The 20434-nt window shown below is 66.4% G+C and carries 17 protein-coding genes; 8 read left to right on the top strand and 9 right to left on the bottom strand.

What is annotated here, in order from left to right:
• Position 1 precedes the first annotated feature (1 nt).
• From ACI3K3_RS01735 to virB11, 4 genes are read left to right on the top strand one after another with little or no spacing between them, the layout of a single operon-like run.
• Complete coding sequence (locus ACI3K3_RS01735; RefSeq protein WP_404911648.1) at positions 2-1294, top strand: type IV secretion system protein; 1293 nt, start codon at positions 2-4, stop codon at positions 1292-1294.
• On the top strand, positions 1291-2178 hold the full coding sequence (locus ACI3K3_RS01740) for a TrbG/VirB9 family P-type conjugative transfer protein (RefSeq protein WP_404911649.1): 888 nt from the start codon (positions 1291-1293) through the stop codon (positions 2176-2178). The genes ACI3K3_RS01735 and ACI3K3_RS01740 overlap by 4 nt, the downstream gene beginning before the upstream one ends.
• A 3-nt stretch (positions 2179-2181) precedes the next feature.
• A complete protein-coding gene (locus ACI3K3_RS01745; protein ID WP_404911650.1) occupies positions 2182-3264 on the top strand; it encodes a TrbI/VirB10 family protein in 1083 nt (360 codons plus the stop codon).
• Positions 3265-3270: 6 nt separating this feature from the next.
• Entirely contained in the window at positions 3271-4302 is a 1032-nt protein-coding gene (gene virB11, locus ACI3K3_RS01750; RefSeq protein WP_404911651.1) for a P-type DNA transfer ATPase VirB11, read from the top strand.
• Positions 4303-4543: 241 nt separating this feature from the next.
• Here virB11 and ACI3K3_RS01755 read toward each other — a convergent pair whose 3' ends face one another.
• Together ACI3K3_RS01755 and ACI3K3_RS01760 are read right to left on the bottom strand one after the other, a co-directional pair.
• Positions 4544-6040, bottom strand: a complete 1497-nt coding sequence (locus ACI3K3_RS01755; RefSeq protein WP_404911652.1) for a Ppx/GppA family phosphatase — start codon at positions 6038-6040, stop codon at positions 4544-4546.
• 47 nt (positions 6041-6087) lie between these two features.
• Positions 6088-8289 (bottom strand): RNA degradosome polyphosphate kinase, encoded by a 2202-nt coding sequence (locus ACI3K3_RS01760; protein ID WP_404911653.1) that lies wholly within the window; start codon positions 8287-8289, stop codon positions 6088-6090.
• 137 nt (positions 8290-8426) lie between these two features.
• On the opposite strand from ACI3K3_RS01760, the gene ACI3K3_RS01765 reads away from it, so the two are divergent.
• Complete coding sequence (locus tag ACI3K3_RS01765) at positions 8427-8711, top strand: DUF1294 domain-containing protein (protein ID WP_404911654.1); 285 nt, start codon at positions 8427-8429, stop codon at positions 8709-8711.
• On the opposite strand, the gene ACI3K3_RS01770 is transcribed toward ACI3K3_RS01765, so the two are convergent.
• From ACI3K3_RS01770 to ACI3K3_RS01790, 5 genes are all read right to left on the bottom strand, one after another.
• A complete protein-coding gene (locus ACI3K3_RS01770) occupies positions 8708-10261 on the bottom strand; it encodes a carboxylesterase/lipase family protein (protein ID WP_404911655.1) in 1554 nt (517 codons plus the stop codon). The genes ACI3K3_RS01765 and ACI3K3_RS01770 overlap by 4 nt on opposite strands.
• A gap of 144 nt (positions 10262-10405) precedes the next feature.
• Positions 10406-11416, bottom strand: a complete 1011-nt coding sequence (locus ACI3K3_RS01775) for a sugar kinase (protein ID WP_404911656.1) — start codon at positions 11414-11416, stop codon at positions 10406-10408.
• A 14-nt stretch (positions 11417-11430) separates the two neighbouring features.
• The gene (gene kduD, locus ACI3K3_RS01780) at positions 11431-12186 is read right to left on the bottom strand and encodes a 2-dehydro-3-deoxy-D-gluconate 5-dehydrogenase KduD (protein ID WP_404911657.1); all 756 of its coding nucleotides are present in this window, start codon (positions 12184-12186) and stop codon (positions 11431-11433) included.
• 120 nt (positions 12187-12306) lie between these two features.
• Complete coding sequence (gene kduI, locus ACI3K3_RS01785) at positions 12307-13143, bottom strand: 5-dehydro-4-deoxy-D-glucuronate isomerase (RefSeq protein WP_404911658.1); 837 nt, start codon at positions 13141-13143, stop codon at positions 12307-12309.
• Between the two features lie 124 nt (positions 13144-13267).
• Positions 13268-14302, bottom strand: a complete 1035-nt coding sequence (locus ACI3K3_RS01790; protein ID WP_404911659.1) for a LacI family DNA-binding transcriptional regulator — start codon at positions 14300-14302, stop codon at positions 13268-13270.
• A gap of 266 nt (positions 14303-14568) precedes the next feature.
• On the opposite strand from ACI3K3_RS01790, the gene ACI3K3_RS01795 reads away from it, so the two are divergent.
• Together ACI3K3_RS01795 and ACI3K3_RS01800 are read left to right on the top strand one after the other, a co-directional pair.
• Positions 14569-15387 carry a 2-keto-4-pentenoate hydratase gene (locus tag ACI3K3_RS01795; RefSeq protein ID WP_404911660.1) on the top strand — a complete coding sequence of 273 codons (819 nt, stop codon included), beginning with the start codon at positions 14569-14571 and terminating at the stop codon, positions 15385-15387.
• 56 nt (positions 15388-15443) lie between these two features.
• Entirely contained in the window at positions 15444-16745 is a 1302-nt protein-coding gene (locus tag ACI3K3_RS01800; RefSeq protein ID WP_404911661.1) for an MFS transporter, read from the top strand.
• A 191-nt stretch (positions 16746-16936) separates the two neighbouring features.
• Here the strand turns inward: ACI3K3_RS01800 and ACI3K3_RS01805 are convergent, their stop codons facing one another.
• On the bottom strand, positions 16937-18214 hold the full coding sequence (locus tag ACI3K3_RS01805; RefSeq protein WP_404911662.1) for a cytochrome P450: 1278 nt from the start codon (positions 18212-18214) through the stop codon (positions 16937-16939).
• A 181-nt stretch (positions 18215-18395) separates the two neighbouring features.
• On the opposite strand from ACI3K3_RS01805, the gene ACI3K3_RS01810 reads away from it, so the two are divergent.
• Positions 18396-19664, top strand: coding sequence for an amidohydrolase family protein (locus ACI3K3_RS01810; RefSeq protein ID WP_404911663.1), 1269 nt, complete (start codon positions 18396-18398; stop codon positions 19662-19664).
• A gap of 34 nt (positions 19665-19698) precedes the next feature.
• On the opposite strand, the gene ACI3K3_RS01815 is transcribed toward ACI3K3_RS01810, so the two are convergent.
• Entirely contained in the window at positions 19699-20403 is a 705-nt protein-coding gene (locus ACI3K3_RS01815) for an extensin family protein (RefSeq protein WP_404911664.1), read from the bottom strand.
• Positions 20404-20434: the final 31 nt, after the last annotated feature.

The raw sequence follows: 20434 nt of genomic DNA on the forward strand, positions 1-20434 counted from the left end.
GATGAGCACCGCCTGCGAACAGCTTACCGAAGTCGCCAGCGCCGGGGTCTCTCCGGCGCTGCGCGCGGTCGATTGCGTGGCCAACGAGATGGCTTCGGCCGCCTTCGGCCGCCTGTTTGGCGCCGAGGGGGCGATGGCTCCGGTGCTGACCATCCTGCTCACGCTCTACATCGCGTTCTTCGCGATCTCTCTGCTGACGGGCCGCTCCAGCCTCGGCATCTCGGCGCTGACGCCGCGCATGTTGACGCTAGGCCTGGTGCTGACTTTCGCCACGAGCTGGATCGCCTACCAGGGCGTGGTCTGGAACCTCGCGGTGGGCGGGCCGGACTGGATCGCCTCGCAGCTGATGGGCGCGAAGGGATCGGCCACGCAGATCTTCGGCGACCGCATCGACGTGGTGTTCAACGCCATTGCCGAGGCCTCGCAGAACGCGGGGCAGGCCGGCGGGGACGCCGCGCAGGCAGCGCCCGAGGGTGCCGCACCCGCCAAGGCTGCGGTTGCAGGCGGCGGCGCGGCAGGACTGTTCTCGCCCGATAGCGTGATGTGGATGGGTGCGCTGATGCTGCTGCTCGGCACGGTTGGCGTGCTGCTTACGGCCCGTATCGCGCTGGCCATTTTGCTCGCGCTCGGCCCGATCTTCGTGGTCATGGCACTGTTCGGCGGCACGCGCGGGCTGACCGCGGGCTGGCTGCGCGGTGTTGTCCTGACTGCGACGACGCCGCTGTTCGTCGTGCTCGGCGGCGGCATTACCCTGGAACTGCTGGTGCCGATCGTCTCGGCTCTGGTGCAGGGCGCGCAACTGGGCGAGATCGACGGACGCGCTGCCATGGCGCTGTTCGTGGTCGCGGCGGTCCACCTCGCGCTGATGGGCATGGTGCTCAAAGTGGCGGGCACGCTGGTATCCGGCTGGCAGGTCTTCGGGCTGGCGCGCAGCGAAGGCTCGCGCGGCGGTCGCGAGAGCGCGGCACCGCCGGCGCCGGTTTCCGCCGGCTCCGGACAGGTTGCACCTTTCGTACCGGCGGCTACCGCATCGCGTACGCCGGCGGTTTCGGCCGCCAGCGCTGCCGCCATGGTTTCCGCCCCGGCGGCGGAGCAGGGCTCCGGCGGGCAGGCAGGCGACAGGCGCACCGTGATCACGCAAATCTCGGGCGGCGGTATCGAGGCGATGGGCGCGAGCCAGGCCTCGCGCACGCGCGGGATCGGCAGCCGCTTTCGCGCCTCGAACGACGGCGCTGCAAAAACCAAGGCATCTGGCAATACGGGCCGCGCGGCGGCCGGGGAGACATTCAAATGATCCGCACCAAGGCCCGCGCCCTGGCCGCGACCGCCGTCCTGATCGCGATGGCACCTCTTGGCGCATCGGTTGCGCGGGCGGACGACCGTCTGCTCCAGCACGCCTATGCCGAGAACGAAGTGGTCCGGATCGACGGACGAACCGGCGTTCAGGCGACCATCGCCTTCGGCAAGAACGAGGCGATCGAGAACGTCGCGGTCGGCAATTCGCAGGCCTGGCAGATCACGCCGAACAAGCGCGCGGACCTGCTGTTCGTCAAGCCGCTGGAAGCCAGCGCGCGCACGAACATGACGGTGGTGACCAACCGCCACACCTACTTCTTCGACCTCGTGGCCTCGCCCAAGTCGCGCCCGCTCTACATGCTGCGCTTCACCTACAAGGACGAGCCTGCCGAGAGCCTGCCAGGAACGCCCGGAGCGCCGCAGGTAGCGGGCCTGGACCCCGACGAACAGGCGCTGGCCGCCGGCGATCCCGCCGCCCTGCCGACCGACCCGGCCGCGCTCAATTTCGAATGGAAGAAGCTGGGCGCGGCCAAGCTGCTGCCCACCCGCATCTACGATGACGGCAACTCGACCTATCTGCTCTGGCCGGAGAAGTCCTCCGTTCCGGCCATCCTCATGACCAATGAGAAGGGCGACGAGGGCCCCGTGAACTATGCGGTACGCGGCTCCATGATCGTGATCGACGCGGTGCCCGACAACCTGGTCCTGCGTTCGGGCAAGGCCAGCGCGGAACTGGTCAATGCGCGTCCGCTGGCCTCGCGGCCGCCGGTTGTTCCGACCGCTTCTCCGGCTGCCGCTTCGGCCGGGGTGACACCGAATCCCGCGACGACCGCCGTCGCCACCGCCGCTCCGGCCAATGGCCCGAATCCTCAGGGGAACTGATCCATGGCGCCCAATTCCACTCTGCGTGAAAAATTCGGCAGTGCCGAAGCCACCGATCCGCGAGACGGCGAAGGTGCGCAGGTCATCGATCTTGCCACCCGCAACGTCATGCCGCAGGTCAGCCAGCGCAAGAAGGCCGACGGCCTGGGTCTTGCCGCAGGCGTCCTGATCGTCGCTGCGCTGGGCGGGCTGACGCTGTGGTCGATGGACTCGGTGCGCAATGGTCCCGCCGCGCAGCCGCAAACCGCCGCGCAGCCTGCCGTGCCCGCACCCGCCGTGCCGGGTCCGGTGGCTGCCGTACCGCAGCCCCAGCAGACGCCCGCGCCGCTGCCCGCTCCCGCGCCTGCGCCGGTGCTCGCCGCCGCGCCGGGCGCCGTGCCCGCACCGGAAGCCAATCCTTTCGCCAATCCCACCGTTGTCTTCGACGCGGGCGGCAATGCCGTGACGATCCCCGCCGTGGGACCGGCAGGAGAAGCCAAGGGCGGGAACGGCAACGACGATTTCGCCGCTCGCATCGGCGGCACCGGCACGACCGCCGCCGCCGCGCGCACGTTCGATCCGGCGACCACGGTGACGCAGGGCACGCTGATCCCCGCCGTGCTGGAAACCGCGATCGATACCGACGTGCCCGGCTATGTCCGCGCCATCGTCTCGGCCGACGTGCGCAGCTTCGACGGCAAGCGCACGCTCGTCCCGCGCTCCTCGCGCCTGATCGGCCAGTACAAGAGCGGCCTCACCGCAGGTCAGAAACGCGCCTATGTGATCTGGAGCCGCCTCATCCGTCCGGACGGCGTTTCGGTGAACCTCGGCTCACCCGCGATCGCCTTCGGCGGCGAAACCGGCCTGCCCGGCAAGGTCAACAGCCACTTCTTCGAACGCTTCGGTTCGGCCATGTTGCTCTCGGTAGTCGGCGGGCTTTCGACCCTGGCCACCAGCGGCTCCAGCGTGGTGATCGGCGGCGGGCAGTCGGCGGCGGCGGCGGCAGTCCAGCAGAGCGGCAGCGTCGGCCCGACCATTCGCGTCCGCCAGGGCGAGCCGATCCGGGTGTTCACCGCCAAGGATCTCGATTTCAGTCAGGTCCAGTGACGAACGATGGCCGATATCCTGACCCTGCAAGGCGCCGCGCCGGTGGCTGACGCGCCGCCCACGCTGGCGGCCGCGCGCTCCGTCTATCTCGATGCCTACCTCGCGCCGCTGCGGCCGTGGCTGGACCGGGAGAGCGTCACCGAAATCCTGGTCAACCGTCCCGGCGAGATCTGGGTGGAAGACGCCGCCCATCCCGGCATGCAGCACATCATGCTTCCCGAGATGGACAACCGCCTGCTCCAGCGCCTGGCCGAGCAGGTCGCGCGGATCAGCCACCAGGGCATCAACCGCGAACATCCGCTGCTATCCGCCACGCTGCCCGGCTACGGCAGCCAGAGCGGCGCGCGTATCCAGCTGGTGGGCCCACCGGCAACGCGCGCCAACTGGGCCATGGCGATCCGCCGCCACCGCCTGCTGGAGCTGCCGCTGGACGCCTACGATCGTGGCCCCATCGCCGTTCCCGCCGAGGAGCCGACGCCTGATCCCATGGCCGAGCCGATCGCCTTCCTGCGCGATGCCATCCGCCGCCGCCGCACGATCCTGATCTCGGGCGGCACGTCGACCGGCAAGACCACCTTCCTCAACGCCATGCTTTCGGAAATCCCCGGGCATGAGCGCGTCGTCCTTGTCGAGGATACTGCCGAACTGCGCCTGCCGGGCGCCAACGGCGTCGGCCTGATCGCGGTGAAGGGCGAACTGGGCGAGGCCAAGGTCTCGGCCAACGACCTGCTGCAAGCCGCCCTGCGCCTGCGTCCCGACCGCATCGTGCTGGGCGAGCTGCGCGGCAGCGAAACCGTCTCGTTCCTGCGCGCGATCAACACCGGCCACCCGGGCTCGTTCTCGACCGTCCACGCGAACACCCCGCGCGGCGCGCTGGAACAGATCGCGCTGATGTCCATGCAGACGGGCATCGGCCTGACCCGCGCCGAGACGCTGGAATATGCGGCCTCGGTGATCGACATCGTGGTGCAGCTGGACCGGCAGGGTGGTAAGCGCGGTATCTCCGCCCTTGCCGAGAGCGCGACGCTGGTCGGGTAAGGGCGGGTTCGGGGTGTAGGCCGCCCGATAAGCTGCCGGCCGCACCACCCGTCACTGCGCCAGAAACCACCGTCATCCTGAACTTGTTTCAGGATCCATCTTGCCGATCAGGCTGCCCTCGATGGTCAGAAATGGATCCGGAAACAAGTTCAGGATGACGTGGGTGGATGGTCACGGTCCATTCGTGACGGTGAGAGGGGCTCTCGCCACTACGCCGCCTTGTGCTCAGACCTCAGCCCGCTCAATCCACCAGCGCCAACCCATTCGGATCGCACACAGCGCATTCCAGCCCCAGCCAGTCGGCCAGCGCCTTGTGGTCCTTGGCGACGCCCGGACTGTAGAGCGGGCGCATCGAAGGATCGAGGGTGAGGATCAGCTTGCCATCCTCGGCGCGGATCGAACTGCGCGCAAGGCCGTCAGCGGAACAGCCGGTCAGGCGGCGGCACAGGCGCACCGCCAGGCCCCAGCCGATCGCGCGGTCGAGGTCTTCCTGCGAGGCGAGGCGGGTGAACTGCTCCGGCACGGCGGTCTGGCCGGAATTGGCGAAGACAGTCATCGCCATCATCCCGCGACCGTGCATGTCGAGGCCGATCCAGCGCTTGCGCAAGGCCCAGGTCATGGCTTCCTCGGTGCGCAGATTTGGCTCGGTGCGCATCGCGGCCAAGGCGAGCAGCCCGGAGGCCTGGCGGAGTTGGCGGTCCTGCGGTTCCTCACGGCAGACCGGGGCAGTCCAGCGGGCGAGGGCCATGGCATCTTCGGCGGTGACACGCGCGGCGGCGGAGAAAGCAGCGACGCTGGCCAGCATCGGATCCTGCGCCTGTATCTCGGCGGGAAGCTGCCCGTGCAGCAGGCCTTCGCGCAGGCCCCAGGAGGAGAACACGAGTTTTGAAGGCTTCAGCCGCGCGATCACTTCCACCATCAGCGCCGCGGCATCGGGCAGGGTGGCGAGGCGGCTGGTGGAGATACGGGGATCGACGTTGCTGAGCTTGCCCTTGGCGAAGACCCGTGCAAGGCGCAGCGCTTCCGACGCGGGTAGTTCGAAGCCGTGCGGATCGTCCACCGGGAAGTCGAGTGCGCGCATGGCCTGAAGCGCAAGCGCGCGCCAGGAGCCGCCGACGATGTAGAGCGGCTGGCCGCGTCCCTTGGCGTTGCCAGCCGAAGTCCACCCGGCCTTTTCCAGCCCCTTCCTGACGGTTTCGGAGAACCGGGCCTCGCCCGCCGCGCGCAAGTCCGGCAGGCGCAGGGTTCCGAGCGGCAGGGTGATGCCGCCGGTGCTGCGGCCATCGGCGATTTCCACGAGTTCCAGGCTGCCGCCGCCAAGGTCTGCCGCGACGCCGTGGGCGCCCGGGAAGGCGGCGATCACGCCGGTAGCGCTGGCGCGGGCCTCTTCCTCGCCCGAGAGCAGGCGGGGCGAGAGTCCGAACTGGCGGACGGCATCGAGGAAGACCTGGCCGTTGGAAGCATCGCGCGCAGCGGCCGTCGCCACGCACTCCACGTCCCGAACGTCGAGCAGGCGCAGCAGTCCCGCGAAACGGGCCAGAGCCACCAGCGCGGCCTTCATCGACTTTTCGTTGATCGCCCCGGTTTTGCCGAGATCGCGACCCAGCCGCGCGTTGACTTTCTCGTTCAGGATGACGACCGGCGCACGGGGTGGCCCGTTGTAGACCACCATGCGCACGGTATTCGACCCGATATCGATAATAGCGCGCTTATCGCTGCTATGGCTTATGCCGATCATTCCGTTCAGACGAATCGCCCAGGAGCGGGCAGCCTGCGCCCCCTATGTCAGATGTTGCCGCGCCTTAGCGAGAGCTTTGGCACCTTTCGTCCACTGGCAAGCGACGCACCGCGCCCCGAAAGCGACGGGTTGGTCATGAAATAGCGGTGCAGATTGAAGGGGTTGTCCACTTCTCCGACACGGTCGTAGCTGCCGTCCGGATGGAGCACCCAAGACTGTTCCGTATCCAGGAGATTGGCCAGCATGACCTGGTCCAGCACCTGGTCGTGCACCGTCTTGTTGGCGATCGGCACCATAACTTCGACGCGGCGGTCGAGGTTGCGGCTCATGGCATCGGCCGAGGTGATGTAGACCTTGGCCTTGCGGTTCGGCAGTTCCTCGCCGTTGGCGAAGGCCCAGATGCGGCAGTGTTCGAGGAAGCGGCCGATGATCGATTTCACCGCGATGTTCTCTGAAAGACCCTCGATCCCCGGCCGCAGGCAGCAGATGCCGCGCACCACCAGATCGATGTCGACGCCCGCCTGGCTTGCGGCATAGAGGCGGTCGATCAGGTCCGGATCGGTCAGCGAGTTGAGTTTGGCCCAGATTGCCGCCGGCTTGCCGTTGCGGGCATTCTCGATCTCGCCGTCGATGCCTTCGTAGATCGTCGATCGCAGCGAGATCGGGGAGATCGACAGGCATTCCGTCACCTTGGGCTCGACGTAGCCGGTGATGAAGTTGAACAGCCGGCCCACGTCGCGCCCGATCGCCGGATCAGCGGTGAAGTACGACAGGTCGGTGTAGATGCGCGCGGTGATCGGGTGGTAGTTGCCCGTGCCGAAGTGGCAGTAGGTGCGGTAGCTCTCGCCTTCGCGGCGCACGATCATCGAGGTCTTGGCGTGGGTTTTCCAGTCCACGAAGCCGTAGATCACCTGCACGCCCGCGCGTTCGAGCTGGCTGGCCCAGAGCAGGTTCTGCTCCTCGTCGAAGCGGGCCTTCAGCTCGACCACGGCCGTCACCGACTTGCCCTGTTCGGCGGCGTAGATCAGCGCGGAGATGATCGCGGACTGCTTGCCGGCGCGGTAGAGCGTCTGCTTGATCGCGATCACGTCGGGGTCGCGGGCGGCCTGGCGCAGGAAGTCGATCACCACCTCGAAGCTCTCGTAGGGGTGCTGGACGACGATGTCCTTCTCGCGGATGGCGGCGAAGATGTCGCCGTCATGCTCCAGGATGCGTTCGGGATAGCGCGGGGTATAGGGTTCGAACTTGAGGTCGGGGCGATCCTCGTCACAGATCGCGGAAAGACCGGAGAAGCCGATCAGGCCCTCCGTCTTCATGATCAGCGCCTTGTCGAGGCCCAGCTGGTTGCGCAGCAGTTCCTCGGCGGAAGGATCGAAGGCGCCCTGTAGCTGGAGCACGATGACCAGGCCGCGGCGACGCCGCTGGATCGCGGTGCGATAATAGCGCACCAGATCTTCGGCATCTTCCTCGATCTCGATGTCGCTGTCGCGCAGGATGCGGAACACGCCGTGGCCGTTGACCCGGAAGCCGGGGAACAGTTCGTCCGCGTTGCGGCATATCAGATCCTCGATCGAGATCCAGGCGGCTTCCTCGCCCGGAATGCGCACGAAGCGAGGCAGCGGGCCGGGGATCAGCACCATCTCCATGACCGGCGCATCGTCGGCCAGACGGGTGAGGGCGAAGAGCACGCCGATGCCCTGGTTCGCCACGAAGGGGAAGGGATGCGCGGGATCGATCGCCTGCGGCGTGATCACCGGCATGACGTGTTCGAGGAAGTAGCTGCGCAGCCAGGCTTCGCGATCGCCGTCCACCCGCTCGTCGCCGACGACGCGGATGCCGCATTCGGCCAGCTCGACCTTGAGATCCTTCCAGATTTCCTGCTGAACCTGTTCGAGCTGGAATACTTTCTCATGCGTGGAGGCGATCGCCTGCGACGGGGTGAGGCCGTCGATCGAGATTTCCTCGATCTGGCGGCGCACCTGTCCGGCAAGACCGGCGACGCGCACCATGAGGAACTCGTCGATATTGCTGCCGGAGATCGACAGGAAGCGCAGTCTTTCGATCAGCGGATAGTTGGGGTTGGTGGCTTCCGCGAGAACCCGCTCGTTGAAGGCGAGCCAGCTCAGCTCGCGGTTGAAGAATCGCGCGGGCTGGGTGGAAAGGTCGTCGGCCGGGACGGAATCCTGTTCTTCGGTGGTTTCGCGCCGGTTGGGTGTTTCGCTAACGTCCAGCATATCCTCGGTCTTCACCCCTGCCTCATCGTAAGTCTCGGCCCTTGCACGGCATCATGACAGCTTGGCTGCAATAGAGCCAGACTCCTGTCCATCCGTTCGCATTAAGGGCTAACGCGGTAGACGGGGGCGTGTGCACCTGAGATGGGCGCGGCATGGATAAGCCAACGCTGCTCGCCGCCTATTTCGGCATCGTCAACGCCGCCGCCTTCTTCGCCATGGCTTTCGACAAGGGCCGGGCGATGGCCGGCGGCCGGCGCGTGCCGGAGCGACGGTTGCTGGCTTTCGCGGCGGCGGGCGGCTCGCCCGGCGCACTGCTCGCGCGGCATGTCCTGCGGCACAAGACCCGCAAGCAACCCTTCGTCAACCGCCTCCGCGCGATCGTGGCGGTGCAGGTGCTGGGGCTGGGCGTGCTGTTGTGGAGCTTGCTTCGAAGCTAGCTGCCCGGCTGGACGTAGGGCGCCTTGGCCCAGAGTTCGCGCTCCCAGCCGCGCGGGTCTTCCTCCATGCGGATGCGGTCCCCGAACACCATGGTCGCGCGGGGGGGCAGGATGTAGTTCGTCCAAGCAGACAGGCCGGGCTTTCCGGTCTTCGCCAGTCCGGTAAAGGCGCCCAACATCGCCTTGCTCAGCGCCCGCGCTCCGGCATCCGTGCCCGAGAAGCTGCCCGGCGCATCGAGCGTGCCGAAGACGTAGGGTATGTCGTCGGTATGCGCAGCGCCGCGCAGGGGATCGACGGGCGAGGGCCGTTCTAGCTGGTAGACCCAGGTCGCCGCTGCCCCGGCTTTCGCCCGCTCGTCGGCCTCGATCACCTGTCCCGGCCAGGATCGGCCTGCCGTGGTCGCGGCGTAGAACACCTGCTCCACGCTCCAGCCGGGCTCGTGGGCGCGGTACCGGTCGACCACCCATTGCGGGTCGAGGTCGATCTTGACCTCTTTCGCCATCCGCTCGGCCAGATTGTTCCAGTCCAGGCCCTTCAGCTTGCTGCCGCGCGGATCGAGAAAGGCGCGGGTTTCCTCGCGCGTGTTGCCGAGGATCATCGGCACTGTAAGCGATTGCGGCGCGGCATCGGGCCAGAACGGGTGGCGCGGCAGGTTGGTCATGTCGAGCACCGGCCCGAAATAGACCGGTCCGCTGCCCATGACCGGATCGGTGGCAGCCAGGCCCTCGACCAGACGCGCGACTGGCATTGTGCGCAGGCCCTCAACATCGCCGGGCGCCAGCTTGAGGGCGCGCATCAGCGCCTGGGTGCGCGTCCACGCGTGCATCGGGCCGCTGGCCTGCACCTGTTGCCCGCTCATGGTGGCGGCGGCATGAAACAGCCCGTGCGCGGCGGGCATGGCCATGAGCGTGGCGATCTTGGCACCGCCGCCGGACTGGCCGAAGACCATCACCCGCGCCGGATCCCCGCCGAACGCGGCGATATGGTCGCGCACCCATTGCAGGGCAAGGATCAGGTCGAGCTGTCCCAGATTGCCGCTGTCCGCATAGCGGTTGCCGAAGGGTTTGAGCCAGGCATAGCCCAGCGCGTTGAGGCGGTGATTGACGGTGACGACCACCACGTCGCCCTCGGCGGCCAGTCTTGCCCCGCGGGTGAGCGGATCGGTGACCGAGCCGGTCGTGTAGGCGCCGCCGTGGAAGTAGACCATGACCGCGCGCCTTGCCGCGGGGTTCGCTTCCGGCGTCCAGACGTTGAGGAAGAGGCAGTCCTCGGACTGCGGCTCGCTGTCGAGGCCGCGCTGGGGGCAGATCGGTGCGAAGGCACGGGCTGCGATCGGCGGGCCCGCCCAGGGCTCGGCCACGGCGCGGGCGAAGCGTTCGGCGCGGCCGTAGCGGATGCCCTTGAAGGAGAGCACGCCCTGCTCGTCGAGGCCGAGGTAGCGGCCTACTGCCGGGGTCTTGGAGGATCGCGCGAGGAGGGGGGTGGGGGTGGCCGCGAGGATTGCGGCGGATTTCACGAGGGTACGGCGATTGATAGGCGCGGCCGTCATTCGGTTCCTCTCCCCCAATCGTCGTCCCGGACTTGATCCGGGACCGCTGTCAGTTCTTCAGGCGCCCGTCTGCGGGCAAGGCGCGGCCTGGCCAGCGGTCCCGGATCAGGTCCGGGACGACGTATTTCTGCAAGGCTTCCGCCCTCACCGCCGCACGTCACCCCCGGCGATCGAGAACGCTTCCAGTTCCGCCTTGCCGATCAGGCTCATGTCGCCATGGAGCGAGTGCTTCAGCACCGTATAGGCCAGCCCCGCATCGGCCATGGCCGACAGGTCCGCGCCTTCCAGCCACTTGTGCAGCACGCCTGCGGCGAAAGCGTCTCCCGTGCCGATGCGATCGACGATGCCGGTCACTTCGGCCTCCTCGGTCTGCACGGCATGATCGCGGCCGTCGATGCGGGCGGCGATGCGGTGGTGGCCCGCATTGACGACGTGGCGCGCGGTGGAGGCGATGACCTGGAGGCCCGGGAAGGCGGCGAAGGCGGCCTCGGCGGCCTCGCGGCGGCGGTCCGCTCCGTCTCCGGAAAAGGCCTTGCCCAGCAGCAGCGAGATATCGCGGTGGTTGCCGATCATCACCGTGGCGGCGGACACCAGTTCGGTCAGGATCTCGCGCGGGTTGCTGTCCCAGCTTTCCCAGAGCAGCGCGCGGTAATTGCCGTCGAAGCAGATCGGCACGTCCGCTTCCTGCGCGGCACGCACGGCGGCCTTGGCCAGAGCCACCCCGCCCGGCCCGAGCGCGGGCGTGATGCCCGAAAGGTGCAGCAGCCGCGCGCCATCCAGCGCGGCGGCGAAGTCGAAGTCCTGCACGGCGGACTGGGCGAAAGCGCTTCCCGCGCGGTCGTAGGTGATCGCGGAAGGCCTCAGCCCCGCGCCGGTCTCCAGGAAGTAGAGCCCCATGCGCCCCGGCCCTGCGGTGACGCCGAAAAGGCCGACCCCCGCCGCGCCGAGCGCCGCGCGGGCCTTGTCGCCCAGCGGGTTGGCGGGCAGGCGCGTGACCATGCGGACTTCATGGCCCAGCGAAGCGAGGCCCGAGGCGACGTTGGCTTCCGCGCCGCCCACCACCATGTCGAGCGAATCCGACTGCACCACCAGACGCGCGTCATGAGTGGCGAAACGGATCAGAACTTCACCGAAGCAGGTAACGTGACCGGTCATGTAATCGATATTCCTCAGCGCGCGAGCCAACCGCCATCCACGGCGAGGACGTGTCCTGTCACATAGTCGGAGGCCGGGGAAGCCAGGAATACGGCGGCACCGGCAATATCCTTGGGATCACCCCAGCGGCCGGTGGGAATGCGCTCCAGGATCTGGCGGTTGCGCGTCTCGTCGCCTTGCAGCGCGGCGGTGTTGTTGGTGGCGATGTAGCCCGGCGCGATGGCGTTGACCTGCACGCCCTGCGGCGCCAGTTCGTTGGCCATGGCCTTGGTCACGCCGCCTACGCCGGACTTTGCCGCCGCATAGCTGGGCACGCGAATGCCGCCCTGGAAGGTGAGTAGCGAGGCGATGTTGACGATCTTCCCCGTCTTGCGCTCCACCATGCCTCTGGCCGCCGCCTGGCTGAGGAAGAACAGCGTCTTGAGGTTGGTGTCCATCACCGCGTCCCAGTCCGCTTCGGAAAACTGGAGCAGGTCGTCGCGGCGGATAATCCCGGCGTTGTTGACGAGGATGTCGACTTTGCCGAGCCCGGCCACCGCTTCGCCGATCACCCGGTCGACGGGTTCGATCGAGGACAGGTCTGCCTTGATGTTCACACACTTGCGGCCGGTCGCCTCGATCAGCGCGATCGTCTCGGCCGGTTCGCTGCGGCCGGCGAGGGCCACGTCCGCGCCTGCTTCGGCGAGGGCCATGGCGATGGCCTGGCCGATCCCGGTATTGGCGCCCGTCACAAGCGCGGCCTTGCCTTCGAGGCTGAAGGAAATCGCCATAGGTCTAGTCCTGTCCCGATCTTGTCATTCCGGGCGGCACAAGGCGATCCGAAGTTTCGCTCCGGATCGCCTTGCCGCTGCGCTCCCCCCGCCTCTTCCCCGAGGGAGGGATGGCGCTTCCTACTGAAGCTGGCAGATATCCAGCACGTTCATGTCGGTATAGTCGAGGTTTTCCCCGCCCATGGCCCAGATGAACGCGTACTTCTTGGTGCCCGAACCCATGTGGATCGACCACGGCGGGCTGATCACCGCCTCTTCGTTGGCGATCACGATGTGGCGCATCTGGTCGGGCTCGCCCATGTAGTGGAAGATGCGGTCGTTCTCTTCGGGCAGGTCGAAGTAGAGGTAGATCTCGCTGCGACGGTCGTGGAGGTGCGGCGGCATGGTGTTCCACACCGAGCCTTCCTCCAGCACGGTGAGGCCGAGCAGCAGCTGCGCGCTCTCGCAGACGCCGGGGATCACCAGCTGGTAGATCGTGCGCTGGTTCGAGTTGGCCAGGTCGCCGCGAGCCAGCGGATTGGCCTGTTCGAGCGTGATGTGCTTGATCGGCAGCGCCTTGTGGGCAGGCACCGAGGCGATGTAGAATCGCGCCGTCTCACCCTCGAAGGTCACCTCGTTCGAACCCATGGGCACGTAGAGGCATTCCTTGTTCTTCATCTCGAAGCGCTGGCCGTCGACCGTGATCGCGCCGGGGCCGCCGATGTTGACGATGCCCGCTTCGCGGCGTTCGAGGAAGGGATGGCCCTCGGCGCTCTTGGGCTCGGTCTGCGCGGGAAGCTTGAGGGGCCCCTGCGAGGGCACCGCGCCGCCGATCACGAACCGCTCGTTGTGCGAGTAGTTGAGGCTGACCTTGCCGTCCTCGAACATGCCGCCGACCAGGTAGCGGTCACGCAGTTCCTCGTTGGAGACGCATTCCATCATGTCCGGATGGGTGGCGTGGTAGGTCTTGCAGAACACGGGGACTCTCCCTTTGGAATTCGGTTCCGTATAGTGGGACGTTATTACGCCTCGGGTCAAGTCTTAACCGGTCTAGGTAACCGGTGTCAATGTCATTGGCTGTTTAATGCCGCCGGTTCTTCGGTCAGTTGCCTGAAGGCGGCGGTGCCACCGATGCCCTTCGCACCAGATCGGAAAGGAAGAGCGAGGGCTGGTCGGCGGCATGCGCGGGCTCGATCAGCTTGTGCGCGGCGGCGGTCGCCATCGGCACGATCGGCCAGCGCACGGTCGTCAGCGGGGGCCAGATATGCGCGGCGATGGCGGTATCGTCGAAGCCGATGATCGAGAGTTGCTCGGGCACGGAAATGCCCTTGGCCCGAGCGGCGTGCAGCACGCCTGCGGCCATCTCATCATTGCTCGAGAAGATCGCCGTGGGGCGAGGATCGGCCGACAGCAGCCGTTCCCCGGCGGCCAGGCCCGATTCGAAACGGTAATTGCCGCGCGTCGCCAGTCGTGGGTCCAGCTTCAGTCCGGCGGAGGCGAGCCCGTCGATAAAGCCGAGTTCCCGTTCGTGCGCCGAGCGAAAACCCTCCGGCCCGGCGATGAAGCCGATCCGGCGATGGCCCAGCGTGGTGAGCCAGGACACCGCTTCCTTCACCGCGTGGCGGTCGTTCGAGGCGACTAGGTGGCGGTCGTCGTCAAGCCGCGCCGAACCCATGCGCACAAGGGTGCAGCCCAGTTCCCGGCAGACCGCCGCCAGCCCGTCGTTCTCCGAGATCGGCGGCAGCAGCAGCACGCCATAGAGCCGCTGCTGGTCGATGAAGCGGCGGATATCCTCCAGCATCGTCGGTGAATGGCGGTCTACCGGACGCACGACCAGGGCGAACTCGGTGTCGCGGATAGCCTCGAGGATGCCTTCCTGCACCCCCAGCACCATTTGCGCATTGGGGTTGTCGTGGATCAGGCCGATCAGGAAATTGCGGCGCAGGGCAAGGGCGCGCGCCTGCGGATTGGGCACGTAGCCGATCTCGGCAATGACTGCCTCGACCTTTTCGCGGGTAGCCTGTCCGAGCAGGGGCGACTTGTTGATCACGCGGCTGACGGTCTTCTTGGATACGCCGGAAAGGCGCGCGACATCGTTGATCGTCGGCTTGCTGTCGCGTCTGGTTTCGTCCGCCATTCTGGCCCCTTTTGGCGCGCGCTAAACGATTGCGCCCGAGATGATCCGGGCCGCTTGCCTTTATGCGCGGGCAAAGGCAAGATGACACCGGTTTCCAACACTTGGAAGTCCTGAATTTCTTCCCAACTCCGGCCGGACGATGTTCGTCGAAACCATCGCCCTCGATCCTCTCGAAAACAACGATGCAGGATCGATGCCGCAGCTTTTGATTTGCCAATGACACCGGTTTCCTTTAACCGGACCAGCACGATAACGAAGGGATGGGGATGAGTTCCAGCGAACAGGCTTTCCACGAGCAGGCCGGCACGGTGGCCGAAGCCTTCGTGGCTGCGCGGCGCGAGAAGCGAGCATTGACGGCTTATCCCGGCGAGGCGCCTGCCGATCTCGCCGCGGCTTATCACATCCAGGATCTGGCCATTGGGATTGACGGCCGCCCGGTTGCCGGGTGGAAAGTGGGCCGGATCAATCCGCCGCTGGACGAACGCCTTGGTGCCGACCGTCTGGCGGGTCCGATTTTCGCGGACAGCGTGGTCACAGCAGCCTTGGGCGAAACACCGGAGATGCCGGTCTTCGCCCAGGGCTTCGCAGCCGGAGAAGCGGAGTTCCTGCTGCACGTCGCCGCGGGGTGGGACGGCGTGGTGCCGCAGGACGACGCCGATACCCGCAAGGTGCTTGATGCCGTTCATATCGGTATCGAGGTCGCCAGTTCGCCCTATCCGGGCATCAATGCCGACGGGCCGCCGGTGACCGTCTCCGACTTCGGCAACAATGCCGGCATGGTGGTCGGTCCGGTCTTGCAGGGCTGGGAAAGCGCGGATTTCAACGCGATTTCCGTCCGCTTCGAGATCGACGGCGTCGAGATCGCATCGGCCACCACGGCGACGATGCTGGACGGGCCGCTCGGCGCGGTGCGCTTTCTCCTGGCGAACCTTTCCTCGCGCGGGATCGATTGCAGCGGCGACACCTGGGTTTCGACCGGGGCCGTGACCGGGGTCCACCCGGTGGTGCCGGGCCAGACGGTGCTGGCGCATTTCGAAGGGCATGGCAGCATCGGCTGCAAGATCGCGGCGGCAGTGCCCGCCTGAGCATGGATCTACCGGCAGGCCCGAAAACGGTGCCGCCGAAACGGGAGTAGGGTCACATGAACGCAGGGGCCGGGGAATATACTGGCGAAGAGATCGAAGGGACGGGCATTCACCCGACCGCAGGCCGCTATCGCTGGGTCGTCGTCGCGCTGCTTTTCGCGGCTACGGCGATCAACTACGTAGACCGGCAAATGATCGGCGTGCTCAAGCCCACGCTGGAAGCCGAGTTCCACTGGACCGAATCCGATTTCGCGGAAATCGTGTTCTGGTTCCAGCTGGCCTATGCCATCGGCTATCTTTCCTTCGGCAAAGTGGTGGACGTGCTGGGCGCGCGGATCGGCTATGCCGTCGCACTGGTCATCTGGACGGTGAGCCACATGGCCCACGGCTTCGCCAGCGGCGTGACCTCCTTCGCCATGGCGCGCTTCGGCCTGGGCATAGGCGAATCGGGTAATTTCCCTGCCGGCATCCGCGCCGTCACCGACTGGTTCCCGCAGAAGGAACGCGCCTTCGCGATCGGCCTGTTCAACGCGGGCGCCAATGTCGGCGCGATCCTGACGCCGCTGATCGTGCCGCTGCTGGTGCTGTGGTTCGACTGGCGCATGGCCTTCTTCGTGACCGGCATCTTCGGCATCCTCTGGCTCGGCGCCTGGTGGGCGATGTATCGCCACCCCACCGAGCATCCTCGGGTGACGCGCGGCGAACTGGCCTGGATTCAGCAGGATCCGGCCGACCCGGTGGAAAAGATCGGCTGGGCGCGCCTGCTAACCGTCAGGGAAACCTGGGCCTTCGCGCTCGGCAAGTTCCTGATCGACCCGATCTGGTGGTTCTTCCTGTTCTGGCTGCCGGGCTACCTCTTCGAGCGCTACGACCTGGACCTGAAGACCTTCGGCCTGCCGCTCGCCGGGATCTACCTCATCTCCGACCTTGGCAGCGTGGGCGGCGGCTGGCTTTCCTCGAAGCTCATCAAGGCGGGCAAGACCCCCAACTTCGCCCGCAAGATCACGATGCTGATCTGCGCCGTCTGCGTCCTGCCGATCTGGTTCGCCCAGAGCATCGACAGCGTGTGGTCGGCCGTGCTCGTCATCGGCCTTGCCACGGCGGCGCACCAGGCGTTCTCCGCCAACCTCTACACGCTGCCGTCCGACGTCTTCCCGCGCGGCGCGGTGGGCTCGGTGGTCGGCATCGGTGGCACCGTGGGCGCGTTCGGCGGCATGGGCATGGCGCTTTTCGCGGGGTACATCCTCGATACGACGCATAGCTACGAAGTGCTCTTCGCGATTTGCGCGAGCGCTTATCTCGTGGCGTTGGCCGTAGTGCACCTTTTGAGTCCGAAGTTGGCTCCGGCCAAGGTTTAAGGGGAAGTTCTGGGGGATGATCCCCCAGACCCTCGGAATGTCGGCGCCGCGCGCTACCTATGCGTAGCGCGCGCCCTGCGGCGCAGCCCATATGTCTCCCGACGCGGCCATGAGCGCACGACGCCGTTGGTCCGCCCGACCTGGACAGTAATGGGGGTGCAGGGGGGCTATGCTCCCCTGCTTTTCCCTTCCTACTTCACATCCCAGACGATCGGCAGATTGCGGATCGAGAGCAGCCCCGGAAACACGGTAGTATCCGCCCCCGGCTTGACCCGGAACTCGGGAATGCGCGCGAACCACTGCTCCAGCAGCACGCGCAGCTCGCGCCGGGCCAAATGCGCGCCGAGACAGATATGCACTCCGCCCACGAACGTGAAGTGCCGGTTCGCCTTGCGCTCGGGATCGAACGTGCGCGGGTTTTCGAATCGCGCCGGATCGAAGTTGCCGGAAGGGTTCAGGCAGGCGAAGGTATCGCCTTTCCGGATCTGGATGCCGTGCCACTCGAAATCCTTCGTCGCCGAGCGCGAGGAGGAGAGGATCGGCTGGGTGCGGAGGAACTCCTCGACGGCCGAATTGATCAGTTCGGGCCTCTCGCGCAGGCGCTGCTGCAAGTCCGGCTGGAGCGCCAAGCGGCGGAACATCTGCGCGATGGTGGCCGCCACGGTATCGAGCCCGCCCAGCCAGAGGAACCAGACCATGCCGATCTTCTCGTCCTCGGTGGGAGCGCGTCCTTCGATCTGGCCATGGACGATGGCGGAGACCAGATGCTCGTCCGGGCTGCGCTCCTTTTCGGCAATGAAGCCACGCAGGAATTCCAGCACGCCGCGCAAGGCCGCCTGCATCTTCTCCAGGCTGCCCGAGTGGAGGATGTCCCACTCCCAGTCGAGGAACTGCTCGAACTTTTCTTCGGGGAAGCCCATCAGGCCCATGAAGATCCGTACCGGATAGACCCGCGCGAAGTCCCAGGCCATGTCGACTTCGCCCTTGCGCTCGGCGGCGCCGATCATCTCGTCCACCACCTTGCGGATGCGCGGTTCGAGGTCGCGGGTGATCCGGGCCGGGCTGAAGTGGGGCATCAGGTAGAGCCGGTACTTCTGATGGTCCGGCGGATCGATGGCGAGCGGGATCGACTTGAAGGTCTCTCCGATCAGCCGCTGGAATTCGGCGGTGCCCGCGTTGGAGAAGTGTTCGTTGTCGGTATAGACGCGCTCGATGTCCTCATAGTGGCTGACCACCCAGGAACCGCGCCGATTGCCGCTGATCGCGCCGAGCCCGTGCATCGAGGGCGGGTTGAACAGCAGGCGGGGAATGTCCTCGCCCGACAGCCAGCCACAGGGCTCGTATGGATCGATCAGGTCGTTGGGCGTGGAGCCCATGGCGAATCCCAGGTCGACGATGCGGTCCTTCGGTACGTTGTCCGGCGCATCGAAGTCCACGCGGATATCGTCCAGCGTGCGCGTTTGTGGCATGATGTTCTCTCCCGAGGCTCTGGATGCCCCGGCATCGCCCCGGCGGCAAGGCGCAGAGCGCCCGCGCTGCCCCGGCGGAGCGGCACTATGGACATTCATCGTCTCGGCGTTGGGCTCTTCGATTGCCTGCAGCCGCCGAGGTTGCGACATGAGTCCCAATTGCATTTTGGGAGATAAGGCCATGGCAGATGGCGACACCAAGGAAATGAAGGACTCGGCACGCAAGTACTGGTCCTCCGAAGGCTACACGAAGGGCGGCGTAATCCGTGAAGTGGATTATGCCACGCAATCCGGCGGGCTCGACCCCTCGCTGGAGGGTATCAAGATCGTCGATACCGACACTCACCTCAGTGAACCGCCCACGCTCTTCACCGATCGCGCGCCGATCGGCCTGAAGGACAAGATGCCCTATGTGAAGCGCGACGCCGACGGGGTCGATCGCTGGTACATCGGCGATCGCAACTGCGGTTCGCTGGGCGGCAACGTGATCCGCAAGGATAACAACAAGTTGCTCGGCCGCCTGGCCTTCCCCACCCTCGAGGAAGCGCATCCGGGCGGGCACGAGATCGCTCCGCGCCTCCAGGCGATGGACGACATGGGCGTCTACGCGCAGATCTGCTTCCAGAACTCGGGCATTACCCAGGCGGGGATGCTGATGACCCTTGGCGATGACGATCTCGCCGTCACGATCATGAAATTGTTCAACGATTTCAACATCGATTACCAGCGTCAATCGGGCGAACGCCTGTTCCCGATGGCCCACCTGCCGTTCTGGAACAAGGCGGAGATGGAGAAGGAAGCCCGCCGCTGCATCGACATGGGTCTGCGCGGCTTTGTGCTGCCCGATACGCCGGAGCGAGTCGGCGTGCCCAGCTTCAACCACGAATACTGGACGCCGTTCCTGGAGATGATCGACGCCGAAGGCATCTCGCTCAACTTCCACCTCAATGCCGCGATCGATCCGAACACGCTCACTTGGGAAGGCTTCCAGTTCGAACAGACGCTGTCGGTGGTGGCGACGATGTTCTCGATCGGCAACGCGGCCACGCTGGGCAACTGGATGGTCTCGGGCCGGCTCGACCGTCACCCGAACCTCAAGATCGGCCTCATCGAAAGCGGCATGGGTTGGGTGCCGTTCGCAGTGGAAGCGCTGGAGCACCAGTTCCAGGAAATGCTGCCCAGCAAGCGCAACGTGCTGAAGAAGCAGCCCTGGGACTACTTCCGCGACCACTTCATGTGCACCTTCTGGTTCGAGAAGATCGCGCCCAAGCTGCTGCTGGAAACCATCGGCGTCGATAACGTGATGTTCGAAACTGACTTCCCGCACCCGACCTCGCTCTATCCGGGCGTGCAGGAGCACATCAAGAACGTGCTCGGCGGCTACGACTATGCGGTGAAGAAGAAAGTCCTCCAGGACAACGCGGCGCGCTTCTACAAGCTGCCGTTCTGACCCAATCGAAGGGGGGAGCCTTGGGGCTCCCTCCCTATCGGCAGAAGCTCGCCCCATCCGCTTCCAGGTGGAAGTGGTTCCTGTGCGCCTCGTTGTAATCCGGTCCTAGCGTGGTGCCGAAGCGCTTGCAGGCACTGTCATGGACGACGCGCAGGAAGCGGCGTTCGGCGGGGCTGCCGTTGCTCCAGTCGCCCAGCACGCTGATGCGGCGACCGTCAGCCAGTACGAAGCCGGAGACGTCTATGGCATTGGCGGTGGCATGGCCGGACCGGCGCGCGGTGCCCGCGACATTGCGGCAACTGTAACTGCCGTAAGTCTCGATGCTGAGCAGCCGGCTGCCGAGGATCTGCTGCGCCGCGCGGTCCACGCCGTAGCGCGCCCAGGCGGCGAAGGGCGTGGCCGTCGTGCAGGTTACCGGGCCGAGATTGGTGACGGAAACCGTGGCGCGGTCGGTATTGAGCGCCGAAAGCTTGACGGTGCCCAGCGTGGAGCAGCCGTTTCCGTAGTACCGATCGGTCACCGGCGTGAAGACTGCGTTCTGCGCGCCGAGCGCCGCCATGCACTGGCGCTGCTCGCGGGAGGGCGGGGGAGCGGCCGGGCGCGATTGGGCGGAAGGCCGCGAGCCGCGTCCGCGCGAACGCTCCGGCCGATCGATGCAGCCGTTCAGCACGGCGATCAGGGGCATGGCCAGCAGCAGGAGCCGTAGCTCTCTGGGTGATAACAGACGGGACTTCATCATCCGGCTCAAGCATCCGGGCCTTGGGTGAACC

It is taken from the genome of Novosphingobium sp. ZW T3_23 (genome assembly GCF_044987305.1).
GTDB lineage: Bacteria > Pseudomonadota > Alphaproteobacteria > Sphingomonadales > Sphingomonadaceae > Novosphingobium.

Excerpts from the sequence above, each read along its gene's own strand:
- ACI3K3_RS01735 (WP_404911648.1), top strand. The coding sequence starts at position 2 with ATGAGCACCGCCTGCGAACAGCTTACCGAAGTCGCCAGCGCCGGGGTC.
- kduD (WP_404911657.1), bottom strand. The coding sequence starts at position 12,186 with ATGGCGATTTCCTTCAGCCTCGAAGGCAAGGCCGCGCTTGTGACGGGC.
- virB11 (WP_404911651.1), top strand. The coding sequence starts at position 3,271 with ATGGCCGATATCCTGACCCTGCAAGGCGCCGCGCCGGTGGCTGACGCG.
- ACI3K3_RS01790 (WP_404911659.1), bottom strand. The coding sequence starts at position 14,302 with ATGGCGGACGAAACCAGACGCGACAGCAAGCCGACGATCAACGATGTC.
- ACI3K3_RS01810 (WP_404911663.1), top strand. The coding sequence starts at position 18,396 with ATGGCAGATGGCGACACCAAGGAAATGAAGGACTCGGCACGCAAGTAC.
- ACI3K3_RS01740 (WP_404911649.1), top strand. The coding sequence starts at position 1,291 with ATGATCCGCACCAAGGCCCGCGCCCTGGCCGCGACCGCCGTCCTGATC.
- ACI3K3_RS01745 (WP_404911650.1), top strand. The coding sequence starts at position 2,182 with ATGGCGCCCAATTCCACTCTGCGTGAAAAATTCGGCAGTGCCGAAGCC.
- ACI3K3_RS01775 (WP_404911656.1), bottom strand. The coding sequence starts at position 11,416 with ATGACCGGTCACGTTACCTGCTTCGGTGAAGTTCTGATCCGTTTCGCC.
- ACI3K3_RS01805 (WP_404911662.1), bottom strand. The coding sequence starts at position 18,214 with ATGCCACAAACGCGCACGCTGGACGATATCCGCGTGGACTTCGATGCG.
- ACI3K3_RS01770 (WP_404911655.1), bottom strand. The coding sequence starts at position 10,261 with ATGACGGCCGCGCCTATCAATCGCCGTACCCTCGTGAAATCCGCCGCA.
- ACI3K3_RS01755 (WP_404911652.1), bottom strand. The coding sequence starts at position 6,040 with ATGATCGGCATAAGCCATAGCAGCGATAAGCGCGCTATTATCGATATC.
- ACI3K3_RS01800 (WP_404911661.1), top strand. The coding sequence starts at position 15,444 with ATGAACGCAGGGGCCGGGGAATATACTGGCGAAGAGATCGAAGGGACG.
- ACI3K3_RS01795 (WP_404911660.1), top strand. The coding sequence starts at position 14,569 with ATGAGTTCCAGCGAACAGGCTTTCCACGAGCAGGCCGGCACGGTGGCC.
- ACI3K3_RS01765 (WP_404911654.1), top strand. The coding sequence starts at position 8,427 with ATGGATAAGCCAACGCTGCTCGCCGCCTATTTCGGCATCGTCAACGCC.
- ACI3K3_RS01815 (WP_404911664.1), bottom strand. The coding sequence starts at position 20,403 with ATGATGAAGTCCCGTCTGTTATCACCCAGAGAGCTACGGCTCCTGCTG.